This window comes from Ammoniphilus soli (assembly GCF_040813775.1).
The window spans coordinates 126352-144157 of sequence record NZ_JBEGDL010000008.1 but is presented as its reverse complement, the minus strand read 5'-3'; the positions used below and the strand labels follow the sequence as shown (position 1 = coordinate 144157).

Genomic DNA, 17806 nt, shown 5'->3' with positions numbered 1-17806 from the left:
GATAGGAGGGAAACCTCCTACTTTTTTTCATCTTTTTTATGACAAAGGAGTGAGCTCACTTGGTTACGTTGATCAATTTCATCATCTTTTTGACAGTGACCGCGTATGCTTTGTATTTATTTTTCCAGGTGGTATACAGTCGTTACGTGTTTGTGAAGCTCGGCAAGCAACCCGATTTTGAACCGAACCTCAAAGAACGATTGAATGCCGTGTTGGTGAATGTATTTGGCCAGCGAAAATTATTCAAAGATAAAAAAAGCGGTTGTTTGCATCTGATCTTGTTTTACGGCTTTATGATCATCCAAATTGGACTCATTGAAATTATTATCAAAGGATTTATTAATGGTTATGAGTTTCCGTTCGGCGACGCACACAAATACTTCAGTCTTATGCAGGAGTGGACGACCTTTCTCATGCTGTGCGCGGTGCTTTACGCTGCTTACCGCCGATACGGGGAGAAGCTCAAGCGCCTGCAGTGGAAGCGTGATGGCAAAGCTGCCTTCATCTATATTGCGCTGACCGCCCTGACGGTGTCCATCCTGCTTATGCTGGGCTTTGAACAGGTCATGCTGGGGCATGAGCCGGATTTCATTTATGCTCCTTTCTCTGGAGTGATTGTGGCCCTGTTCTTCGGTATCGGCACGACAGCGGGAACGGTATTGTTCTATGTTTTTTGGTGGGTGCATCTACTCATCGTGCTTACATTCATGGTGTTCGTACCGCAGTCCAAGCAAGCGCATGAATTATTTGCGATGTTCAATGTGTTCTTCAAGAAAGTCGGTCCTGTCGGAAAATTGAGCAAGATCGATTTCGAGGATGAAGAAGTTGAGGAGTATGGGGTTGGAAAGATTGAGAATTTTACTCAGCAGCAATTGATTGATTTGTATGCCTGTGCGGAATGCGGACGATGCACGAATATGTGCCCAGCTTCTGCTACGGGTAAGACTCTTTCGCCGATGGACCTCATTATTAAAATGCGAGATCATCTTACGGAAAAGGGGGCTTCGATCACTTCCCGCACTCCGTGGATGCCTGCCTTTGTCTTTAAGGATGCAAAAGCCAATCAGTTAGCCCTGCAAGCCAGAATGGAAGGGTCGTTGGAAGTAGCGGCTGCTTTGGAAACGCCAAGTCTGATTGGGGATATCATCACCGAGGAAGAATTGTGGGCATGTACGACATGCCGCAACTGTGAAGACCAATGCCCGGTTTCCAATGAACACGTAGATAAAATTATCGATATGCGTCGCTATCTGGTATTGACCGAAGGCAATATTCCGCATGAAGCGTCAAGGTATTTCCAAAATATTGAGCGTCAAAGCAATCCTTGGGGGTTGAACCGAAACCAGCGCATTCAATGGCGGGAAGGACGGGAAGATATCTGCGTTCCAACGGTTGATGAAATGGATGAGTTTGAGTACTTGTTTTTTGTGGGTTCCATGGGTTCCTTTGATACTCGAAGTCAGAAAATCGCTCAGTCCTTTTCCAAGATTATGAATGTGGCTGGCGTGAAGTTTGCCATTTTAGGAAACGAAGAAAGAAACTCTGGTGATACGGCTAGACGAATGGGGAATGAGTTCCTGTTTCAGCAATTGTGTCAAGAAAACATTGAAAGTTTCAAGCAGTACAGCGTGAAAAAAATTGTTACGATTGATCCCCATGCTTATAATTGCCTCAAGCATGAGTATCCTGAATTTGGATTGGAAGCTGAGGTGTATCACCATACGGAAATCATCTATCAGCTCATCCAGGAAGGTCGGATTAAGCCCTCGCAGGATGTAAAGGAAACGATCGCTTATCATGATTCTTGTTATATTGGTCGTTATAACAACATTTTCGATATCCCTCGCCATATTCTAAAATCGGTTCCTGGTGTACAAATCCTTGAGATGGAACGAAACAAACAGGATGCGATGTGCTGCGGAGCTGGAGGCGGGAGAATGTGGATAGAGGAAACGCAAGGAAAACGCATTAATATAGAAAGAACGGAACAGGCGCTTCGACTAAACCCTACAACGATCGGTACCAATTGTCCATACTGCTTAACCATGATGAGTGATGGAACAAAAGCTAAAGAGGTGGAGGATCAAGTTAAAACGCTAGATATTGCTGAAATTGTGGAACGATCCTTAATACAGTAGTGTAAGAGTAATAAGAAGGGGGCCCCTGTTTTATTAGAGGGTACTCCCTTCTTTTTTCAATCATCAAATGGGTGAGGGCATGTATGGTCATCGGGCAGGTAAAATGGGCCTGGTGTTGTTTTCCATAAAATCAACAAATGCTTTTACCATAGACAGCTGTAGGGAAGATTCCCGATATATCAGCCAGGTTTTTCTTGTTATTGGCTTATTGTCTTTCGAGTGTAATTTATAAATATACAAATTTTCACCTTCCGAAAGGCAAACGCTGGGTAGAATAGCATAACCCAAGCCATGCAGCACCATTTCTTTGCAAGTATCAATCCGGTCTACTTCCATCGTAATCGATGGTGGTACATTGAACGTTTCTTGCCACCAGCTTTGAATCAGATTTAGCAATGTCTGATCCGTTCCATAGTTAATCCGCGGCAGTTTTGGCAGATCCTCAAAGTTAATTTCTTTCTTGGAAGCAATGCAAATCGTTTCTTCACTGATAAAGGACTTCTGTCCATGCCACGGGTAATCTCCCCTGACAATGCCCAGATGTACTTCTTCCTTATGAAGCATGTGGTTGATGTCAACACTCCAGCCGGTCTTTAAATTAATTTCAACATCAGGGTAAAACTCAAGGAAATCTTTTAAGATGGGTGGAAGCTTGTATCTAGCAATAACACTTGAGGTGCCTAATCTTAAACTGCCCGTAACGGCATTCCCCATGTTATTGACATAATCCTTTGTTTTCTCTAATTCAATAAGCATTTTTTTAGCATATTGAACAAGATATTCGCCTTGAGTCGTAAATTCAACGCCTTTTTTACTCCTTGAAACGATAGCGGTCCCAAACTCTTTTTCTAGGTGCTGTAAACGGTAGGTTAATGCCGGTTGTGTAGTATACAGCCGTTCAGCTGCTTTGGTAATATTTCGCTCTTTATGAATCGTGACTAATATTAGCCAATCTTTATATTCCATGACTCATCCTTACTTTCATCAGAAGAATTTATTTTGGTAGAAAATCTAATTTATGTTTAGTAATATACAACATTTTTATTGTTGATTAAATCTTGTGTATTAATTTCCTTGGGATTGAGAGTTAATCATAAAAGAAATTTATATAAAACAATAAAATAACAATATTTTATTTATTGATGCATTTTTAATACAATTTAAACAAGGTAATATTTTGAAGTTAATCAAATGAGAGGTGGAGTTCAAATGTCCATATCTACTGGAGCAGGTTTACATATCATCGCTCGTATTCAATTTGAAAAGGAACTCGTGTCCTTTGGCGACATTGCAAAGGCAATTGGCGAAGCTGGAGGGGACATTATCGGAACGGACGTCATCTCTTCAAGCAAGTCGCTTTCGGTTCGCGATATCACGATTAATGTGGTAGATACCAAGCATGGGGAACGGATCACGGATACACTGTACCGAACTAGCGGTGTGAAAGTGATAAACGTGTCAGATCGAACGTTTCTCATGCACATCGGAGGCAAGATTGAAGTTAAATCCAAAGTACCTGTAAACAACCGCGATGATTTATCCCGAGTGTATACCCCAGGCGTGGCAAGAATATGTACTGCAATTGCGGAAGACCCCGGCAAGGCCTACACGTTAACGATAAAGAAAAATACGGTAGCCGTTGTATCTGATGGAACGGCGGTTTTAGGCTTGGGTGACATTGGACCAAGTGCAGCGATGCCCGTAATGGAAGGGAAGGCTATGCTTTTTAAGCAGATGGCTGATGTGGATGCTTTTCCGATTTGTTTGGATACGAAGGATCCGGATGAGATTGTGGCCGTTGTGAAGGCGATCGCCCCCGCTTTTGGAGGAATTAATTTAGAGGATATCTCATCCCCGAGGTGTTTTGAGATTGAGGATCGCCTGAAGCGGGATTTGGATATTCCTGTTTTTCATGATGATCAGCATGGAACCGCGGTGGTATTGCTAGCTGGGTTGCTTAACGCGCTAAAGATTGTAGGAAAAAAACCGGAGGATATTAAGGTGGTTTTATCCGGTATCGGCGCTGCCGGGATCGCTTGCACAAAAATTCTATTGGCTGCAGGGGTCCGCAACATTATTGGGGTTGACCGAGCTGGAGCGATTAACCGCAGTGATCTATATACTAATCCGCACTGGACCATGTATGCACAGATTACGAATCCGCATAACGAGTGCGGAAATTTATCGGATGTGATCAAAGGCGCCGATGTTTTTATTGGAGTATCCGCACCTGGAATCCTTCATATTGAAGATATTAAAAAAATGGCTAAAGATCCGATCGTATTTGCGATGGCGAATCCGATGCCGGAAATTGATCCTGAATTGGCGGAGCCCTATGTACGGGTCATGGCAACGGGAAGATCGGATTATCCGAACCAAATCAATAATGTGCTTTGTTTTCCTGGAATTTTCCGAGGAGCATTGGATTGTAGGGCAATAGAGATAAATGAAGAAATGAAGCTTGCGGCGGCACAAGCCATTGCATCGGTAGTCACAGATGAAGAGCTTAGCGAAACTTATATTATTCCGAGTGTATTTAATCATAAGGTCGTTGAAAAGGTTCGGAAGGCTGTTATCGCGGCTGCACACCGAACAGGAGTTGCGCGCAAAGACAAGGACAGCTTTGAGACAGACGATCATTCAACCGATAAAGAGGCATCTGGTGAGTTAAGTTTAGTTGGGGTTTAGTGTTTCACATTTATAAGTGACGTTGAATCATAAAAATATTTTATTGTTTTTAATAAAATAACTATATTTTATTTATTGTTATAGAACCTATACAATTTTATGCAATAGAGTGGATGAGAGATTTGAAAATAATGATAGAAAACAACATAGGCTGTCACAAATGTTTGATATCAAAGTAAAGCGGTGGCGGCTTCTGAAGCCGGCTGACACTGATTTTGAGGCAAATCGAAATGGGGGATTAAAAATGAGTGGCCAGCTTAAATCCGCTCAAGCCGGAACAGTAGAATCATCTGATATTTTGATTATCTTGGCCCCGGCAGACCGCGGAAGCGGAATTCATATCGAATTGATCAGCCCAACCTTGCAGCAATATGGATCTCATATCAAAAAAGTCATTGCTCAAGTGCTTGAAGATCATGGAATCGAGGATGCAGATGTTCATGCGAACGATAAGGGTGCCCTGGATTATACGATTAAAGCAAGAGTAAAGACAGCCATCACACGGGCAAACGGCTAAAGGAGAGCGAAATGGAGAAGTTACGTCGAGCGATGTTGTTTGCACCGGGGAATAATCCTGCCATGCTGCAGAATGCGGGGATTTACGGCGCAGATGCGGTCATATTTGACCTGGAAGATGCAGTTTCTATTCCGGAGAAGGATAGTGCCAGACACTTAGTTCATCATGCGATCAAAGAATTGGATTATCCTTGTGAAGTGGCTGTGCGGATCAACCATATCAGTACACCCTGGGGATATGAAGATTTGGATACCATATTGGCTGCCAAGCCTGACCTCATTCGCCTGCCGAAGGGGGAAACCTCTGAAGATATCAGGATTGTCGATGAAATTATTAGTCAAGCCGAAGCCAAGCATGGTTTTGAATCAGGTTCCATCAAAATGATGGCTGCCATAGAAAATCCGAGAGGGCTGAGGAATGCCTTTGAAATGGCAACCGCAAGCCCAAGGATGGTAGCCCTTGCCATCGGCGGTGAAGATTTTGTCACATCATTGAAAGGCTGGAAGACAAAAGCGGGCATGGAATTATTCGTAGCAAGGACGGAATTGTTGCTGGCAGCGCGAGAAGCCGGTATTTACGCCATAGACTCCGTATTCTCTGATGTCAAAGACGATGAAACGTTCATCGCTGAAACCACTTTAATCAAGGAGTTAGGGTTTGACGGGAAATCCGTGGTCAATCCGCGGCAAATTGAGTTGGTTTATCAAATATTCACTCCTACAGCAGAAGAGATTGCGAACGCCCAAAAAGTGCTTGCTGCCTATGAAGAAGCGCTGGAACGCAAGTCAGGCGTTATATCTCTGAATGGAAAAATGATTGATGCTCCCATGATCACGCGGGCTGAACGCATATTGGCCTATTCGGCTGCGGCTAGGGAGCAGTAGAGGAGGGAATAGCATGAGAAATGGAGTTGGAAGGGAAATTCCAGAAAGCTTAAAAGGCTACGAAGTGGTCAAGCCTTATCGAGGACTGTTTTCCACTCAGCCAACTGGCCGTGTGGTTGGGCGAAAGATCATAGCCCATACGCGATCATCAGATAAAGTCTTAAAATCCTTTGAAGAGATGATTGAAGCGACCGGGCTAAGAGATGGGATGACCATTTCTTTTCACCATGCTCTCCGCAACGGGGATTATGTCATCAACAAAATGGTCGCGGCGATTGCAAAAAAAGGAATCAAAGGAATAAAACTCGCGCCAAGCTCTTTCCTAGATGTGAATGACGAGATTGTTCCATTCATTGAGCAAGGTGTGATCTCCGCAGTGGAAACCAGTGGCGCCAGAGGGGAACTGGGAAGGTTCCTAACGATGCACACCCTTGAAAAACCAACGATTATCCGCTCCCATGGAGGAAGAGTACGGGCGATTGAGTCCGGGGAGCTTCATATCGATATAGCGTTCATAGCCGCACCCACGTGTGACATTTATGGAAACATCAATGGGACGGATGGCCCAGCCGCGTGCGGTTCTATGGGATATGCCATGGTCGACGCCCGTTATGCTGACCAAGTCGTTGCCATAACCGATCACCTTGTTCCCTATCCAATTTGCCCAGTAAGTATTCCTCAAACACAGGTTGATTATATCTTGCAGATCGATCGAATTGGTGATCCCAAGGGCATTTCCTCTGGCTCATTACGGTATTCGTCGAATCCCAGGAATCTTCTCATCGCGCAAATGGCAGCTAAGGTGATTGAATTTTCCGGGTACTTTAAGGATGGTTTTGGAATGCAATTGGGAGCAGGTGCGGTACCAGGAGCGACTGGTAGATATCTTAAGGAGAAGATGCTTAAGCAAAATCTAACTGCCAGTTTTGGCATTGGAGGCATCACGGGTCCATTTGTTGACTTGCTGGAGGATGGATTGATTGGGACGATCTTTGATACGCAGAGTTTTGATGGGAAAGCCATCGAATCGATCAAGACGAATCCTCGCCATCAGGAAATCGACGCGGGCTTTTATGCTAATCCGCATAATCGTGGCGCAATCGTTAATCAGCTTGATTTTGTCGTTCTGGCTGCTACAGAGGTGGATGTGAATTTTAACGTTAATGTGATTACGGATTCGAATGGCATCATCATGGGAGCAGCTGGCGGACACCCGGATACATCGGCAGGAGCCAAGTGCACGATTATTGTGGCCCCCCTGCTTCGGGGACGCTTGCCCATGGTGACTGATGCTGTCCAAACCGTCGTAACTCCTGGAGAAACCGTAGATGTGATTGTCACGGATCGGGGAGTCGCGGTAAATCCCAAGAGGGTGGACCTGATTGAAAACCTTAAAAATTCGGGACTCCCGATCATGTCCATCCATCAATTGAGGAATTTGGCCTATGAATGGGGCGGCAGGCCTGAACCTATTGCGTTGAGTGACGAAATCGTCGGTGTCGTGGAATATCGGGATGGCACCATTATCGATGTCATTAGACGCCCGATTTTATAAAAGAATGGAAAAGGATGGGGACCATGTTCAGTGGGGTGGAAATGGACATCGTGAATCTTAAGGATGCCAATCAATACGTAGAGGTAGAGGCTTACCTTGCCCAATTTGGCCTTACTTTTGACCAGGGTGTTGAATACACAGTCAATTTTCGCCAAGCGGGAAAGATTGTAGGAACAGGGTCCTTCGAAGGAGGCATATTGCGAAATATTGCCTTGGACAAATCGATGCGTGGGTCAGGACTCGTGTCAACCATTGTCACAGCGTTGATGCAGGAACAAGCCCGACGGGGCAGGTTTCATTATTTTGTGTTCACGAAACCATGTACCTCCCGTGCATTTGAAAAACTGGGCTTTACTGAGATCGTTCGGGCTGAACCCTATGTTTCGTTGCTTGAAACGGGGATAGGTTCAGTTGCCGTATATTGTGATCGCATTGAAAAGAGCATCGCCCATCCAAAAGGAGAAAGGGGTGCGGTAGTGGTGAACGGAAATCCCTTTACCAAAGGCCACCGAGCCCTTATTCAGCAAGCGTCGATGGAAAATGATATGGTGATTGTCTTTGTTGTCAGGGAAGAAAGGACCCTCTTGCCCTTCGTGGATCGTTTAAAACTCGTGAGGGAAGGCGTATCAGATATGGACAATGTTACCGTTGTTCCGGGAAGCAAGTACTTCATTTCACCTGTAACATTCCCAGCGTATTTTCTTCGCGAAGACGATAAAGCGGCTGCTCAGGCACGCCTTGATAGCATCTTGTTTGCGACACAAATCGCACCCAGGCTAGGCATCAAAAAACGCTATATAGGTGAAGAGCCGTATTGTCCGGTTACTAATGCCTACAACCAGGCGATGTTGGATATCCTTCCGGATTATGGGATTAGCGTTAAAATCATGAACCGATTGCTCGTTGACGGGGAAATGATCAGTTCGTCAAGGGTGCGCCATCTTATTCAGCAAGGGGTATGGAATGACATTAAAAAACTCGTTCCAGATCGCACTTATGATTATTTAACCTCGGCCGTCACCAAAGTTGCGGTGGATCGGGATCTGATCTTAGCTTCCCCGTATTAGATCTAAGTCGGAGGAGAGGCAAACATGAATGGATTACATGACCAAACGGTTACGTTCGAGGAAATCCTTCTGGGGAAAGAAAAGCGTGCACAGCTGCAAGCCGATCTTCGGAGACGGTACCGTGCAACGGTAGTCAGTATTACCGTGAATATGCCCGGCAGCACCAAGTATACGGTTGAAACGGCCGATCTGATTTATTACGCATTAGAGAAACTAAGGAAACGTATCCGGACTGAAAACTTTGTGCTCTTGGAAGAAAGGATTTATCACGGCTTGACCGGGCCGGCAGCCGTTTTAGCTGTTGAAGGTGATGCGGCAGTCATTAAGGCATTCGGTGTTTCCATGGAAGAAGAGACCCCATTCGGACGGATGCTCGATATCGATGTTTTTGATACCGAAGGACATCAGATCAGCCGTGCTTTGCTTGATTGGAGAGAGAGAACATGTATGGTGTGTTCCAAAGCAGCTATCGAATGTGTCCGTTCCGGAACACATCAAAAGGACGCGATGTTATCTAAAGTTAAAAAAAAGATCATTCATTTTAAAGCAGAACAGACCAACATATGGCCAGAAGCCGTGCTTTCAATTGGCAAAGTAGCATTGGAGGCCATGCTTATGGAAGCGGCATGCAGCCCTGCACCTGGTCTGGTTGACCGATTTCATTCCGGAGCTCACTCGGATATGGACTTTCATACTTTTTTAATCAGCAGCAGTGCCATTGCGCCCGCTATATACCGTTGTGCCATGGCAGGATGGAATCATGAGGGACAACCTGAAGAGCTGTTGCCCATTCTTCGCCAGATAGGCATGGAGGCGGAGAAAGCCATGTTTTCAGCGACGAAAGGGGTAAATACGCAAAAGGGTATGCTGTTTCTGATGGGTATCCTTTCAGCCGCGGCCTCCCTTGCGATACGAAAACAGCCTGAAGCTTTACCCAGTGATGCTGTTCTAGCTGAAGCTGCCGCAATAGGCAAAGGTCTTGTTGAACGTGAGCTTTCCGTCATGAAGCGCAAGCTGCCTGAAAGAAAGCTAACGGCTGGGGAACGCTTGTATTTGGAATATGGAAAAACTGGAATACGGGGAGAAATTGAATCAGGACTTCCCAGCATACACATGAAAGGACTGCCTTGTTTCCGGGAGGCTTTAAGAGAAGGACTTTCCGTCAATGATGCGCTTGTTCATGCCTTAATCGGATTAATGAGCGAAACGCAAGACACGACCATTTTAAATAGGCATGATATCGATACCCTTGCCGCTGTTCAGGCTGAAGCCCATTCCATCATGGCGGACGGCGGAATGCTTACAACCCCAGGTCGTACACGGATTCAGGAGCTTGATGAAAAGTACTCCAAGAAAATGATCAGTCCCGGAGGATCGGCAGATCTTCTGGCAGCAACCTATTTTTTACATGCTATGGACGAGCTTACACAATAATTATTTAGAGGTGATAAGATATGACAGGAACAGCGGTACTTTACTTAGAGGATGAGCGAATGATTATTCTGAGAGATGTAGAAAAGAAAGTCGCGGAAGAAATTAAGTCGCAATGCGGTAATAAGAGCTGCAGTTATTATCTTGATGAAAGAAAAGTAGATGTGGGACCAGTGAAACACGTGATCTGGATGGATCGAGCGGATATTGGCGACTAGAAGTCGTTTCGGATAAATAGAGGTGAAACCCGGTTTCCTGTAAGCAAGGGAAGCCGGGTTTTTTAGTTTACTATCATTTTATACCCTGTATAATAAAGATGTAGGGGATTCTATCTAAAGTAAAAGGGGAAGAATCATTCGTGGATCCGAACGATAAACATACGGAAAGATTAGCATTGAAAATGAAAGAAATTATTCGGTCTTCCGGTTATCAAAATGAAGATATTATCTTTCTTTGCATTGGTTCAGACCGTTCTGTAGGAGATTCATTAGGACCTTTAGTTGGGACGATGCTTGAAGAAAACCAGGTGCCTTATCGTATTTACGGGACTTTGGAACATCCTGTTCATGCATTTAATTTAGAAGATATTTTAAAAGAAATTAAAAAACGCTTTAAAAAGCCGCTCATTTTTAGTGTAGATGCTTGTTTAGGCGAGCAAGACCAGGTCGGTCATGTATATTTGAAAGAAGGACCGCTTGTTCCGGGAAAAGCTCTGGAAAAGGTCTTGCCTCAAGTGGGGGACTATCATATTATAGGGATGGTCAATTATATAGATCCATTGCCAAGCATGCAATTTTTAAATGATACTCGCTTATACACGGTTATGAACCTTGCGAAAACGATAGTAAGCATGGTTGTACAAGCTGCCGACGAGAGTTCTGAAATCGGTTAAAAAACAAAAAAGGGGTTGTCCCAAAGACCATTGTAAAAATGGTTTGGGGGACATCCCCTTTTTCGTATTTCGATGAATGATTAAGCGATTGCTCCTGTGAATACAGCAACAATGATCATGAATAAACTGCAAAATAAAGTCCATTTAAAAGCGTACCGCTGGAATTCCCCGATGTCTGTTTTGACCATCCCTACCAGCAATAGAGTTGATGCCACCAGTGGACTTAAGAAATGCACAGGCTGTCCAAGCACGGAAGCTCTCGCAATTTCTAAGGGATCCACTCCATAAGCAGCTCCAGCTTCAGCAAGAATCGGCAAAACGCCAAAGTAGTAAGCGTCATTGGATAGAACGAAGGTTAATGGCATGCTAGTCAGGGCAACGACTGTTGGCAAGAAGGAGCCCAAAGATTCCGGAATGATGGCCACTAATGAATTGGCGACGGCGTCTACCATTTTCGTACCGGAAAAAATCCCTGCGAAAATACCGGCCGCAAATACTAATGTGACAACTGTTAAAGCATTGCCTGCATGTGATGCAACTCTCTTTCTTTGCTCTTCTAGATTAGGATAGTTAATCATGGCCGCAATGACAAACCCTACTAGAAATAATACCGGCGCTGGGATTACCCCCATAACTAGAATGACCATCACAGTAAGCGTTAAAAGAAGATTGACCCATCTTAAATGAGGGCGCTTCATATCATCTTCTATGGCGGAAGCAACCGCTGCTTCACCAAGGGCAGCTCTCATCGCAGGAGCGGTTTTAATATCGACCACGCCAAGTCTCTTGCGCTCCTTTTTTCCAAGCACATATCCCGTAAAGAGAATAGAAGCCATTCCTGCGAGCATGGTCGGCAAGATCGGAACAAAAAATTCATGAGCATCCAGACCTAAAGACGCTATCGCTCTTGTAGCAGGCCCACCCCAAGGTGTCATGCCGCTCATAACACTGACAGAAAGCATGGAAATGGTTGCAAGGATAAGCGGATTCATGCCAAGCCTCAGGTAAAGCGGAAGCATAGCGGAAATCGTAATCATATGCGTCGTGGTTCCATCCCCGTCTAAAGCAACAGTCATCGCGATTACTGCGGTTCCAATTGCTATTTTAACGGGATCCCCTTTGATAATTTTTAACATGGCTTTAATTAGCGGATCGAAAAGGCCTGCATCAATCAAAATGCCGAAAAACAGGATGGCGAACAGCAATAATGCGGCTGATGGGGCGACAACTTTTAATCCATCCAGCATCATCTTCCCGAGTTCTGGACCAAATCCGCCAATGACAGCAAAGGCTATCGGAACGATGGTCAGTGCGGCCACCGGAGATAAGCGTTTGGACATAATTAAGTAAGTAAAGACAACGACCATTGAAATTCCTAAGAACGTAAGAATATAGATCCCCCCCAGATGAAGTAATCGCTTTCTATTGACAGAATAGTACATTTGACCAAATAAGTAAAATCGATTTTTTTAAAGGTTTTTTTAAAAAAAATCTTATAATCCCATTTTTTCCAGGCTGAAAAATAGAGAAGCACAATAAATGGGGGGAATAATTTTACTGTGCTTTTCTTAATAAAGATTGGCATTTTTATTCAAATAATCAATAAAGTTTTTCACAGTCGAGAGTTTTAAGGAATCCTGGTTATACATTAACCATGTATTTCTTAATAAGGGTTCCCCATTTTTATAGGACAACCCGTACGTATACAAGTTATCTGATGGCTGTAGGCATATTTCCGGCAAAATGGAAACCCCTAGGTCGTTTTTAACCATTTCTTTGCAAGTCTCCTGTCGATCGGTTTCCATGGTTACTAATGGAGGCTCTGAAAATCTGTCATGCCACCAGCCGTAAATTAGATTTTTTAATGAACTGTCTGTTTTGTAGTTAATAAATGGGAGTTTTGGCAGGTTTTCCAGATCCACTTCTTTTTTGGAGATTAAACAAAGCCGTTCTTTATTCAGCAATGTCTTGATGCCATACCATTCATAATTGCCGCGGAGTATGCCCAATTGAACATTGGAAGAATCAAGAAGATTCATAATTTCTGTACTCCAGCCTGTATTCACATTAAATTGAACATGAGGATGTTTGATTGAAAATCCTTTCAGTATTTTAGGAAGCCTATATTGGGCGAAGTTGCTGGAAACGCCGATCCGTAGCGTGCCTCTCACTTCTTTTTGCATATTCAGTATATAATCTTTCGTTTTTTGCAGCTTTTTGATCATCTCTTCCGCGTAACCCGCTAAATGGATGCCCTCTGATGTAAACTCAATACCTCCTTTTATTTTGAAAAATAATTCCGTCCCGATCTCTTTTTCCAGATTTTTCAAGCGGTAAGTTAACGCTGGCTGTGATATATATAAACGTTCTGCCGCCCGGCTGATATTTTTTTCCTCATATAAAACGCTTATTGCAACCCAGTCTTTTTCATCCATCCCCATCACCTCTAACTTTTTGGGTTATAAGTTTTTTCGTGTGTTTTTTTAAAAAAACATGTATTTTACTTATCACTACACCTATCATACTATATTTTCATAGGAATCGGGACTGCTAAAATATAGACGAGAAAAGGTGGTTATAGCAATGAAAGTACCAGTAGCAGTAATGCGCGGTGGAACAAGTAAAGGTGTTTTTTTAAACTTTGAACATATGCCTTCGGATCGCTCGAATTGGGGGGACTTCCTGCTAGATGTGATGGGCAGTCCGGATCGCAGACAAATTGATGGTCTTGGCGGAGCGAATTCGTTGACAAGTAAAGCAGCGATTATCAAAAAATCAGATTCACCAGAATTTGATGTGGAATATACATTTGCGCAGGTAAGCATTGAGAATCAAATGGTTGATTTTAAAGGGAATTGCGGAAATATTTCCTCTGCTGTAGGGCCATATGCGATTGAGCAAGGATTAGTTCCGGCACAAGAGCCAGTTACAACGGTAAGGATTTTTAACACGAATACCCAAAAACTGATTATTGCTGAAGTAGAAGTGGAAAATGGGCAAGTGAAAACCGAAGGAAGCTGCTCCATTCCAGGTGTGCCAGGTACAGGATCACCCGTTTATCTTTCTTTTACTCGTGCAGAAGGGGCGGTTACTGGAAAGCTCTTTCCAACAGGCAATCCAGTTGACATGATTAAAACAAAGGACCGTCTGATCCCCGTTTCCATTATTGATGTCGCCAATCCACTCGTTTTTGTAAGGGCGCAGGACATCGGTCTGACCGGAAGCGAGTTACCTGCGGATTACTCTCAGGAAAAATTGAATGAATTAGAAGAAATCCGATCAATCGCAGCAGAAATGTGCCAATTTTCTGATAGAAAATTGGCTACACTGAAATCTCCTGCTGTGCCAAAAATGACAATTATCGCACCTCCGATGGACTATGTTGATCTGAGCGGAACGGAAAGAAAAGCGTCAGATATGGATTTGATGATTAGAATGATGTCGATGCAAAAGCCTCATCAAGCCCTTGCAATCACGGGTGCCATCTGTACCACAGCAGGAGCCTTTTTACAGGATACCATCCTGTCTGATATGGTAAACATTAAACAGGAGATTTTTCGAATGGCACACCCAGCGGGTATTATGGAAACAAAAGTAGATTTCTTGGCAGGCCACATACGTGCCATTAAGGTTGTACGTACAGCGAGAATGATCTTAGAGGGCTACGTGTATACGAAAAAAAATTATGATCTTGCCTATCAATTAGCTTAAATAATGAAAAGTTAGAAAAGCCATACCATGTGTATGGCTTTTAAGCAGTTGAGGAATTCAAAACAGGTGGGTGTAACAACATGACACTAAGAACAGTCCTTATCATTACGCTTAGCTTTCATACGATGGTTAGCATAACGAGACCTCTCATTGCTTTATACGCCTCTAGTTTGGGAGCTAATACATTTGAGATTGGTCTTTTGACAGCTGCTTTTGCTTTCTTTCCGCTGATTTTTGCCATCCATGCGGGCAAGATTTCGGATCAGATGGGGGATAGAATACCGATATTATGGGGAAGCATTGGTTGTACGGTAGGATTAACACTACCATTTTTCTCCCCGACAATGAGTATGCTATATGCCTCACAAATAATTGTGGGTATGTCTCACTTGGTCCTCGCTGTTTCATTGCAGAACGTTCTCGGTCATGTCTCTACCAAAGAAACGCGGGATCACTATTTCAATATTTTTAGCATGTTCGTCGCTATGGGAGCGTTTATAGGTCCGATCATTGGAGGTTATTTGGCCGAGCACTTATCCTATGCTCTTGCTTTTTTGATTGCCGCTCTTTTGGGGATCGTACCCATTGCCTTTTCCTTTTTCGTTCCCTTGATACGCGTACAAAAGATGAAAGGGGAAGCAGCCTTGGGGAGCCCGTTGACGCTGCTAAAGCTGCCTTTGCTTCGCAAAGCGCTAGCCTCCAGTGCCCTGGTGCTATATTCAAAGGATATCTTTGTGGCCTATTTCCCTTTACTCGGGCAGCACTTTGGCTTGACTGCATCCGAGATCGGCTGGATTATCGCGATCCAAGGGTTATCCATGATGGCCGTGCGTTTGTTTCTAGGGAGGTTAACCCATAAGTATGGACGGAATTTGGTCTTGCTTGGCTCCATTTTGATTGCCGGCATTTCATTTATCTTGGTTCCCATTGTGGGACATGTATATTTGTTTGGATTGCTTAGTTCGATAATGGGTATTGGGTTGGGGTGCGGACAACCGCTCTCGATGACAACCACCTACAACGCTTCCCCTAAAACAAGAACAGGCGAAATCCTTGGTCTTCGATTGGCTTCCAATCGGCTTTCTCAACTTGTAGCACCCTTGATTTTTGGTGTGATAGGGTCCTGGGGAGGACTGCTGACGGTGTTTTATATGAGTGGGTTATTTCTTATCGGTGGAGCATTCTTGACGAGATCCAACTCCAAAGATGATGTGATTGCATCGTGAAACGGGGTGAGAGGCAATTTCCATTCCGTAAAATAAGAAGTGAGGCTGTCCCAAAAGTCCGTTTAATGGACCTTTGGAGATTTGGCCTCTTTTTGCTTTATTTTGTGAGTGTTTAGGGGGGGACGGCGAGTAGGTGGAGAACTGCCAACTAAAAGCAAATTTAAACAAATAAAAGTTGAAGTAGTGGGAAAATCGCCACCTAAGTAGCTCAATCCTATCATTTTTGGTCGTTTTACAGCCAATAGTGGTCGTTTTTCCACCTAAACTCAAGAAAAGTTAAGGATCTTGTGGTTTAATTGGAGAAATTCCACCTACTTCAAATCTCTCTACCTTTCCTCGCAAATTTGCCGGTTACTAGCAGGTAAATCAAGCCTTAGAAACTATTAACCGGTTTTACTTCAATTACTATTTGTGAACACAGTGCAGGAATTTAATTATTTTTTTCATGTATCATGAACGTATTAAATTAACAGAATAAAATTTATATTTTTAATAGATGATCTGCATGGGCAGCTATAAGCCATTCTAGTTATCGCTTTCATAGTTAAAGGAGGATATTATTCATGAAAAAGAAAAAAGCTCCCTTATTGTCCTTATTGATGGTTGGCATTCTTGCCTCTTCAAGTGGATTTGCCTTTGCCGCAGAAAAGGCTAAATTGTTGGAAGTATCGATGAAGGCACCTTCTGTTGATTTGATTTCTGATATCGCTTACTCTCAACAGCCTATTTACGGATATCCTAATTTCCAACTTGAGATGGATATTTTAAAACCTGTAAGCAAAGAACCCCTTCCTGTCGTTTTATTTGTGCCTGGCGGCGGTTTCATGTCCTCCAATAAAGATAAATCCATCCAACAAAGAATGGCGATTTCGGAGGCTGGCTACGTTGTTGCGAGTATTGAATATCGGGTGACGCCACAGAGTACATTCCCGTCTCCCCTCGAGGATGTGAAAGCTGCCATTCGCTACTTGCGGGCCAATGCGGCAAAGTTTAATATCGATCCTGAAAATATAGCTGTAATGGGTAGCTCGGCTGGCGGGTATCTTGCCGCGTTGGCTGGAACTACAAATGAGTTAACTGAATTTACCAAAGGAGATTATCTAAACCAACGGGATGATGTGAAGGCGGTTATCGATTTATATGGTCTATCTGATTTAACCAAAGTTGGTTTCGGTTACTTAGAGGAAATTCAGGAAGCTCACAAATCACCTTCCGCTCCAGAAGCGATGTGGGTAAATGGACCGGCTGTCATGAGTCCTGGCGGCTCCATTTTAGATCACCCTGAAAAAGCAGCGAAAGCTAACCCAATAAGCTATATCACGAAGGATGCACCGCCATTCTTGATTATGCATGGGGATAAGGATACACTTGTTTCTCCGAATCAAACGGAAATCTTACATGATGCTTTGTTAGACGAAGGGGTGGATTCCACATATTATCTGGTTAAGGATGCGGGTCATGGCGGACCGCATTGGAATCAGCCGGAAGTTATTAAAATTATGATTGATTTCTTGGATAAGCATCTTAAAAACTAAGAATGTAAATTGTAATGTTGCTAAAATATATTTAGTAAAAAAGGAAGAAGGAAATTCTTCCTTTTTTGTTACCGTAAATTATTGCCGAGACAAAAAGTACTTGGCGCCTGGTGAAAAGGCAAGTCTTCTTAGGCTAGCCACTACTTACTTGTACTCGTCCTT

The 17806-nt window shown here is 43.6% G+C and carries 15 protein-coding genes; 12 read left to right on the top strand and 3 right to left on the bottom strand.

The annotated features are described in order from the left end of the window. The first annotated feature begins 59 nt into the window (after positions 1-59). Positions 60-2138, top strand: coding sequence for a (Fe-S)-binding protein (locus ABLT31_RS17135; protein WP_367753768.1), 2079 nt, complete (start codon positions 60-62; stop codon positions 2136-2138). An 87-nt stretch (positions 2139-2225) separates the two neighbouring features. On the opposite strand, the gene ABLT31_RS17130 is transcribed toward ABLT31_RS17135, so the two are convergent. Continuing rightward, positions 2226-3104, bottom strand: coding sequence for a LysR family transcriptional regulator (locus ABLT31_RS17130; RefSeq protein ID WP_367753766.1), 879 nt, complete (start codon positions 3102-3104; stop codon positions 2226-2228). Between the two features lie 243 nt (positions 3105-3347). On the opposite strand from ABLT31_RS17130, the gene ABLT31_RS17125 reads away from it, so the two are divergent. From ABLT31_RS17125 to yyaC, 8 genes are all read left to right on the top strand, one after another. After that, positions 3348-4826: an NAD-dependent malic enzyme gene (locus tag ABLT31_RS17125; RefSeq protein ID WP_367753764.1), complete on the top strand. Its 1479-nt coding sequence runs from the start codon at positions 3348-3350 to the stop codon at positions 4824-4826. Positions 4827-4986: 160 nt separating this feature from the next. Further along, complete coding sequence (gene citD / locus ABLT31_RS17120) at positions 4987-5343, top strand: citrate lyase acyl carrier protein (RefSeq protein ID WP_367753762.1); 357 nt, start codon at positions 4987-4989, stop codon at positions 5341-5343. 11 nt (positions 5344-5354) lie between these two features. Beyond that, positions 5355-6227, top strand: coding sequence for an aldolase/citrate lyase family protein (locus tag ABLT31_RS17115; RefSeq protein ID WP_367753760.1), 873 nt, complete (start codon positions 5355-5357; stop codon positions 6225-6227). A gap of 13 nt (positions 6228-6240) precedes the next feature. After that, on the top strand, positions 6241-7782 hold the full coding sequence (gene citF / locus ABLT31_RS17110) for a citrate lyase subunit alpha (RefSeq protein WP_367753757.1): 1542 nt from the start codon (positions 6241-6243) through the stop codon (positions 7780-7782). Between the two features lie 23 nt (positions 7783-7805). Continuing rightward, positions 7806-8849 (top strand): [citrate (pro-3S)-lyase] ligase, encoded by a 1044-nt coding sequence (gene citC / locus ABLT31_RS17105; RefSeq protein WP_367753755.1) that lies wholly within the window; start codon positions 7806-7808, stop codon positions 8847-8849. A gap of 24 nt (positions 8850-8873) precedes the next feature. Beyond that, positions 8874-10283 (top strand): triphosphoribosyl-dephospho-CoA synthase CitG, encoded by a 1410-nt coding sequence (citG, locus tag ABLT31_RS17100; protein WP_367753753.1) that lies wholly within the window; start codon positions 8874-8876, stop codon positions 10281-10283. 20 nt (positions 10284-10303) lie between these two features. After that, on the top strand, positions 10304-10498 hold the full coding sequence (locus ABLT31_RS17095; RefSeq protein ID WP_367753751.1) for a hypothetical protein: 195 nt from the start codon (positions 10304-10306) through the stop codon (positions 10496-10498). Between the two features lie 140 nt (positions 10499-10638). After that, positions 10639-11172, top strand: coding sequence for a spore protease YyaC (yyaC, locus tag ABLT31_RS17090; protein WP_367753749.1), 534 nt, complete (start codon positions 10639-10641; stop codon positions 11170-11172). A gap of 80 nt (positions 11173-11252) precedes the next feature. Here the strand turns inward: yyaC and ABLT31_RS17085 are convergent, their stop codons facing one another. Both ABLT31_RS17085 and ABLT31_RS17080 read right to left on the bottom strand, forming a co-directional pair. Continuing rightward, positions 11253-12563, bottom strand: a complete 1311-nt coding sequence (locus ABLT31_RS17085; RefSeq protein ID WP_367753956.1) for a CitMHS family transporter — start codon at positions 12561-12563, stop codon at positions 11253-11255. A gap of 177 nt (positions 12564-12740) precedes the next feature. Beyond that, positions 12741-13607, bottom strand: a complete 867-nt coding sequence (locus tag ABLT31_RS17080; RefSeq protein ID WP_367753747.1) for a LysR family transcriptional regulator — start codon at positions 13605-13607, stop codon at positions 12741-12743. A gap of 148 nt (positions 13608-13755) precedes the next feature. Between ABLT31_RS17080 and ABLT31_RS17075 the strand changes: the two genes are divergently transcribed. The 3 genes from ABLT31_RS17075 to ABLT31_RS17065 all read left to right on the top strand — a co-directional run bounded on the left by ABLT31_RS17075 (position 13756) and on the right by ABLT31_RS17065 (position 17644). Next, entirely contained in the window at positions 13756-14883 is a 1128-nt protein-coding gene (locus ABLT31_RS17075) for a 2-methylaconitate cis-trans isomerase PrpF family protein (RefSeq protein ID WP_367753745.1), read from the top strand. An 80-nt stretch (positions 14884-14963) separates the two neighbouring features. Then, the gene (locus ABLT31_RS17070; protein ID WP_367753743.1) at positions 14964-16109 is read left to right on the top strand and encodes an MFS transporter; all 1146 of its coding nucleotides are present in this window, start codon (positions 14964-14966) and stop codon (positions 16107-16109) included. Positions 16110-16672: 563 nt separating this feature from the next. Beyond that, positions 16673-17644 (top strand): alpha/beta hydrolase fold domain-containing protein, encoded by a 972-nt coding sequence (locus ABLT31_RS17065; RefSeq protein ID WP_367753741.1) that lies wholly within the window; start codon positions 16673-16675, stop codon positions 17642-17644. Positions 17645-17806: the final 162 nt, after the last annotated feature.

Coding starts and splice junctions, on each gene's coding strand:
- citG (WP_367753753.1), top strand. CDS start 8,874: ATGAATGGATTACATGACCAAACGGTTACGTTCGAGGAAATCCTTCTG.
- ABLT31_RS17125 (WP_367753764.1), top strand. CDS start 3,348: ATGTCCATATCTACTGGAGCAGGTTTACATATCATCGCTCGTATTCAA.
- ABLT31_RS17075 (WP_367753745.1), top strand. CDS start 13,756: ATGAAAGTACCAGTAGCAGTAATGCGCGGTGGAACAAGTAAAGGTGTT.
- ABLT31_RS17070 (WP_367753743.1), top strand. CDS start 14,964: ATGACACTAAGAACAGTCCTTATCATTACGCTTAGCTTTCATACGATG.
- citD (WP_367753762.1), top strand. CDS start 4,987: ATGTTTGATATCAAAGTAAAGCGGTGGCGGCTTCTGAAGCCGGCTGAC.
- citF (WP_367753757.1), top strand. CDS start 6,241: ATGAGAAATGGAGTTGGAAGGGAAATTCCAGAAAGCTTAAAAGGCTAC.
- ABLT31_RS17130 (WP_367753766.1), bottom strand. CDS start 3,104: ATGGAATATAAAGATTGGCTAATATTAGTCACGATTCATAAAGAGCGA.
- ABLT31_RS17065 (WP_367753741.1), top strand. CDS start 16,673: ATGAAAAAGAAAAAAGCTCCCTTATTGTCCTTATTGATGGTTGGCATT.
- ABLT31_RS17115 (WP_367753760.1), top strand. CDS start 5,355: ATGGAGAAGTTACGTCGAGCGATGTTGTTTGCACCGGGGAATAATCCT.
- ABLT31_RS17095 (WP_367753751.1), top strand. CDS start 10,304: ATGACAGGAACAGCGGTACTTTACTTAGAGGATGAGCGAATGATTATT.
- ABLT31_RS17080 (WP_367753747.1), bottom strand. CDS start 13,607: ATGGATGAAAAAGACTGGGTTGCAATAAGCGTTTTATATGAGGAAAAA.
- citC (WP_367753755.1), top strand. CDS start 7,806: ATGTTCAGTGGGGTGGAAATGGACATCGTGAATCTTAAGGATGCCAAT.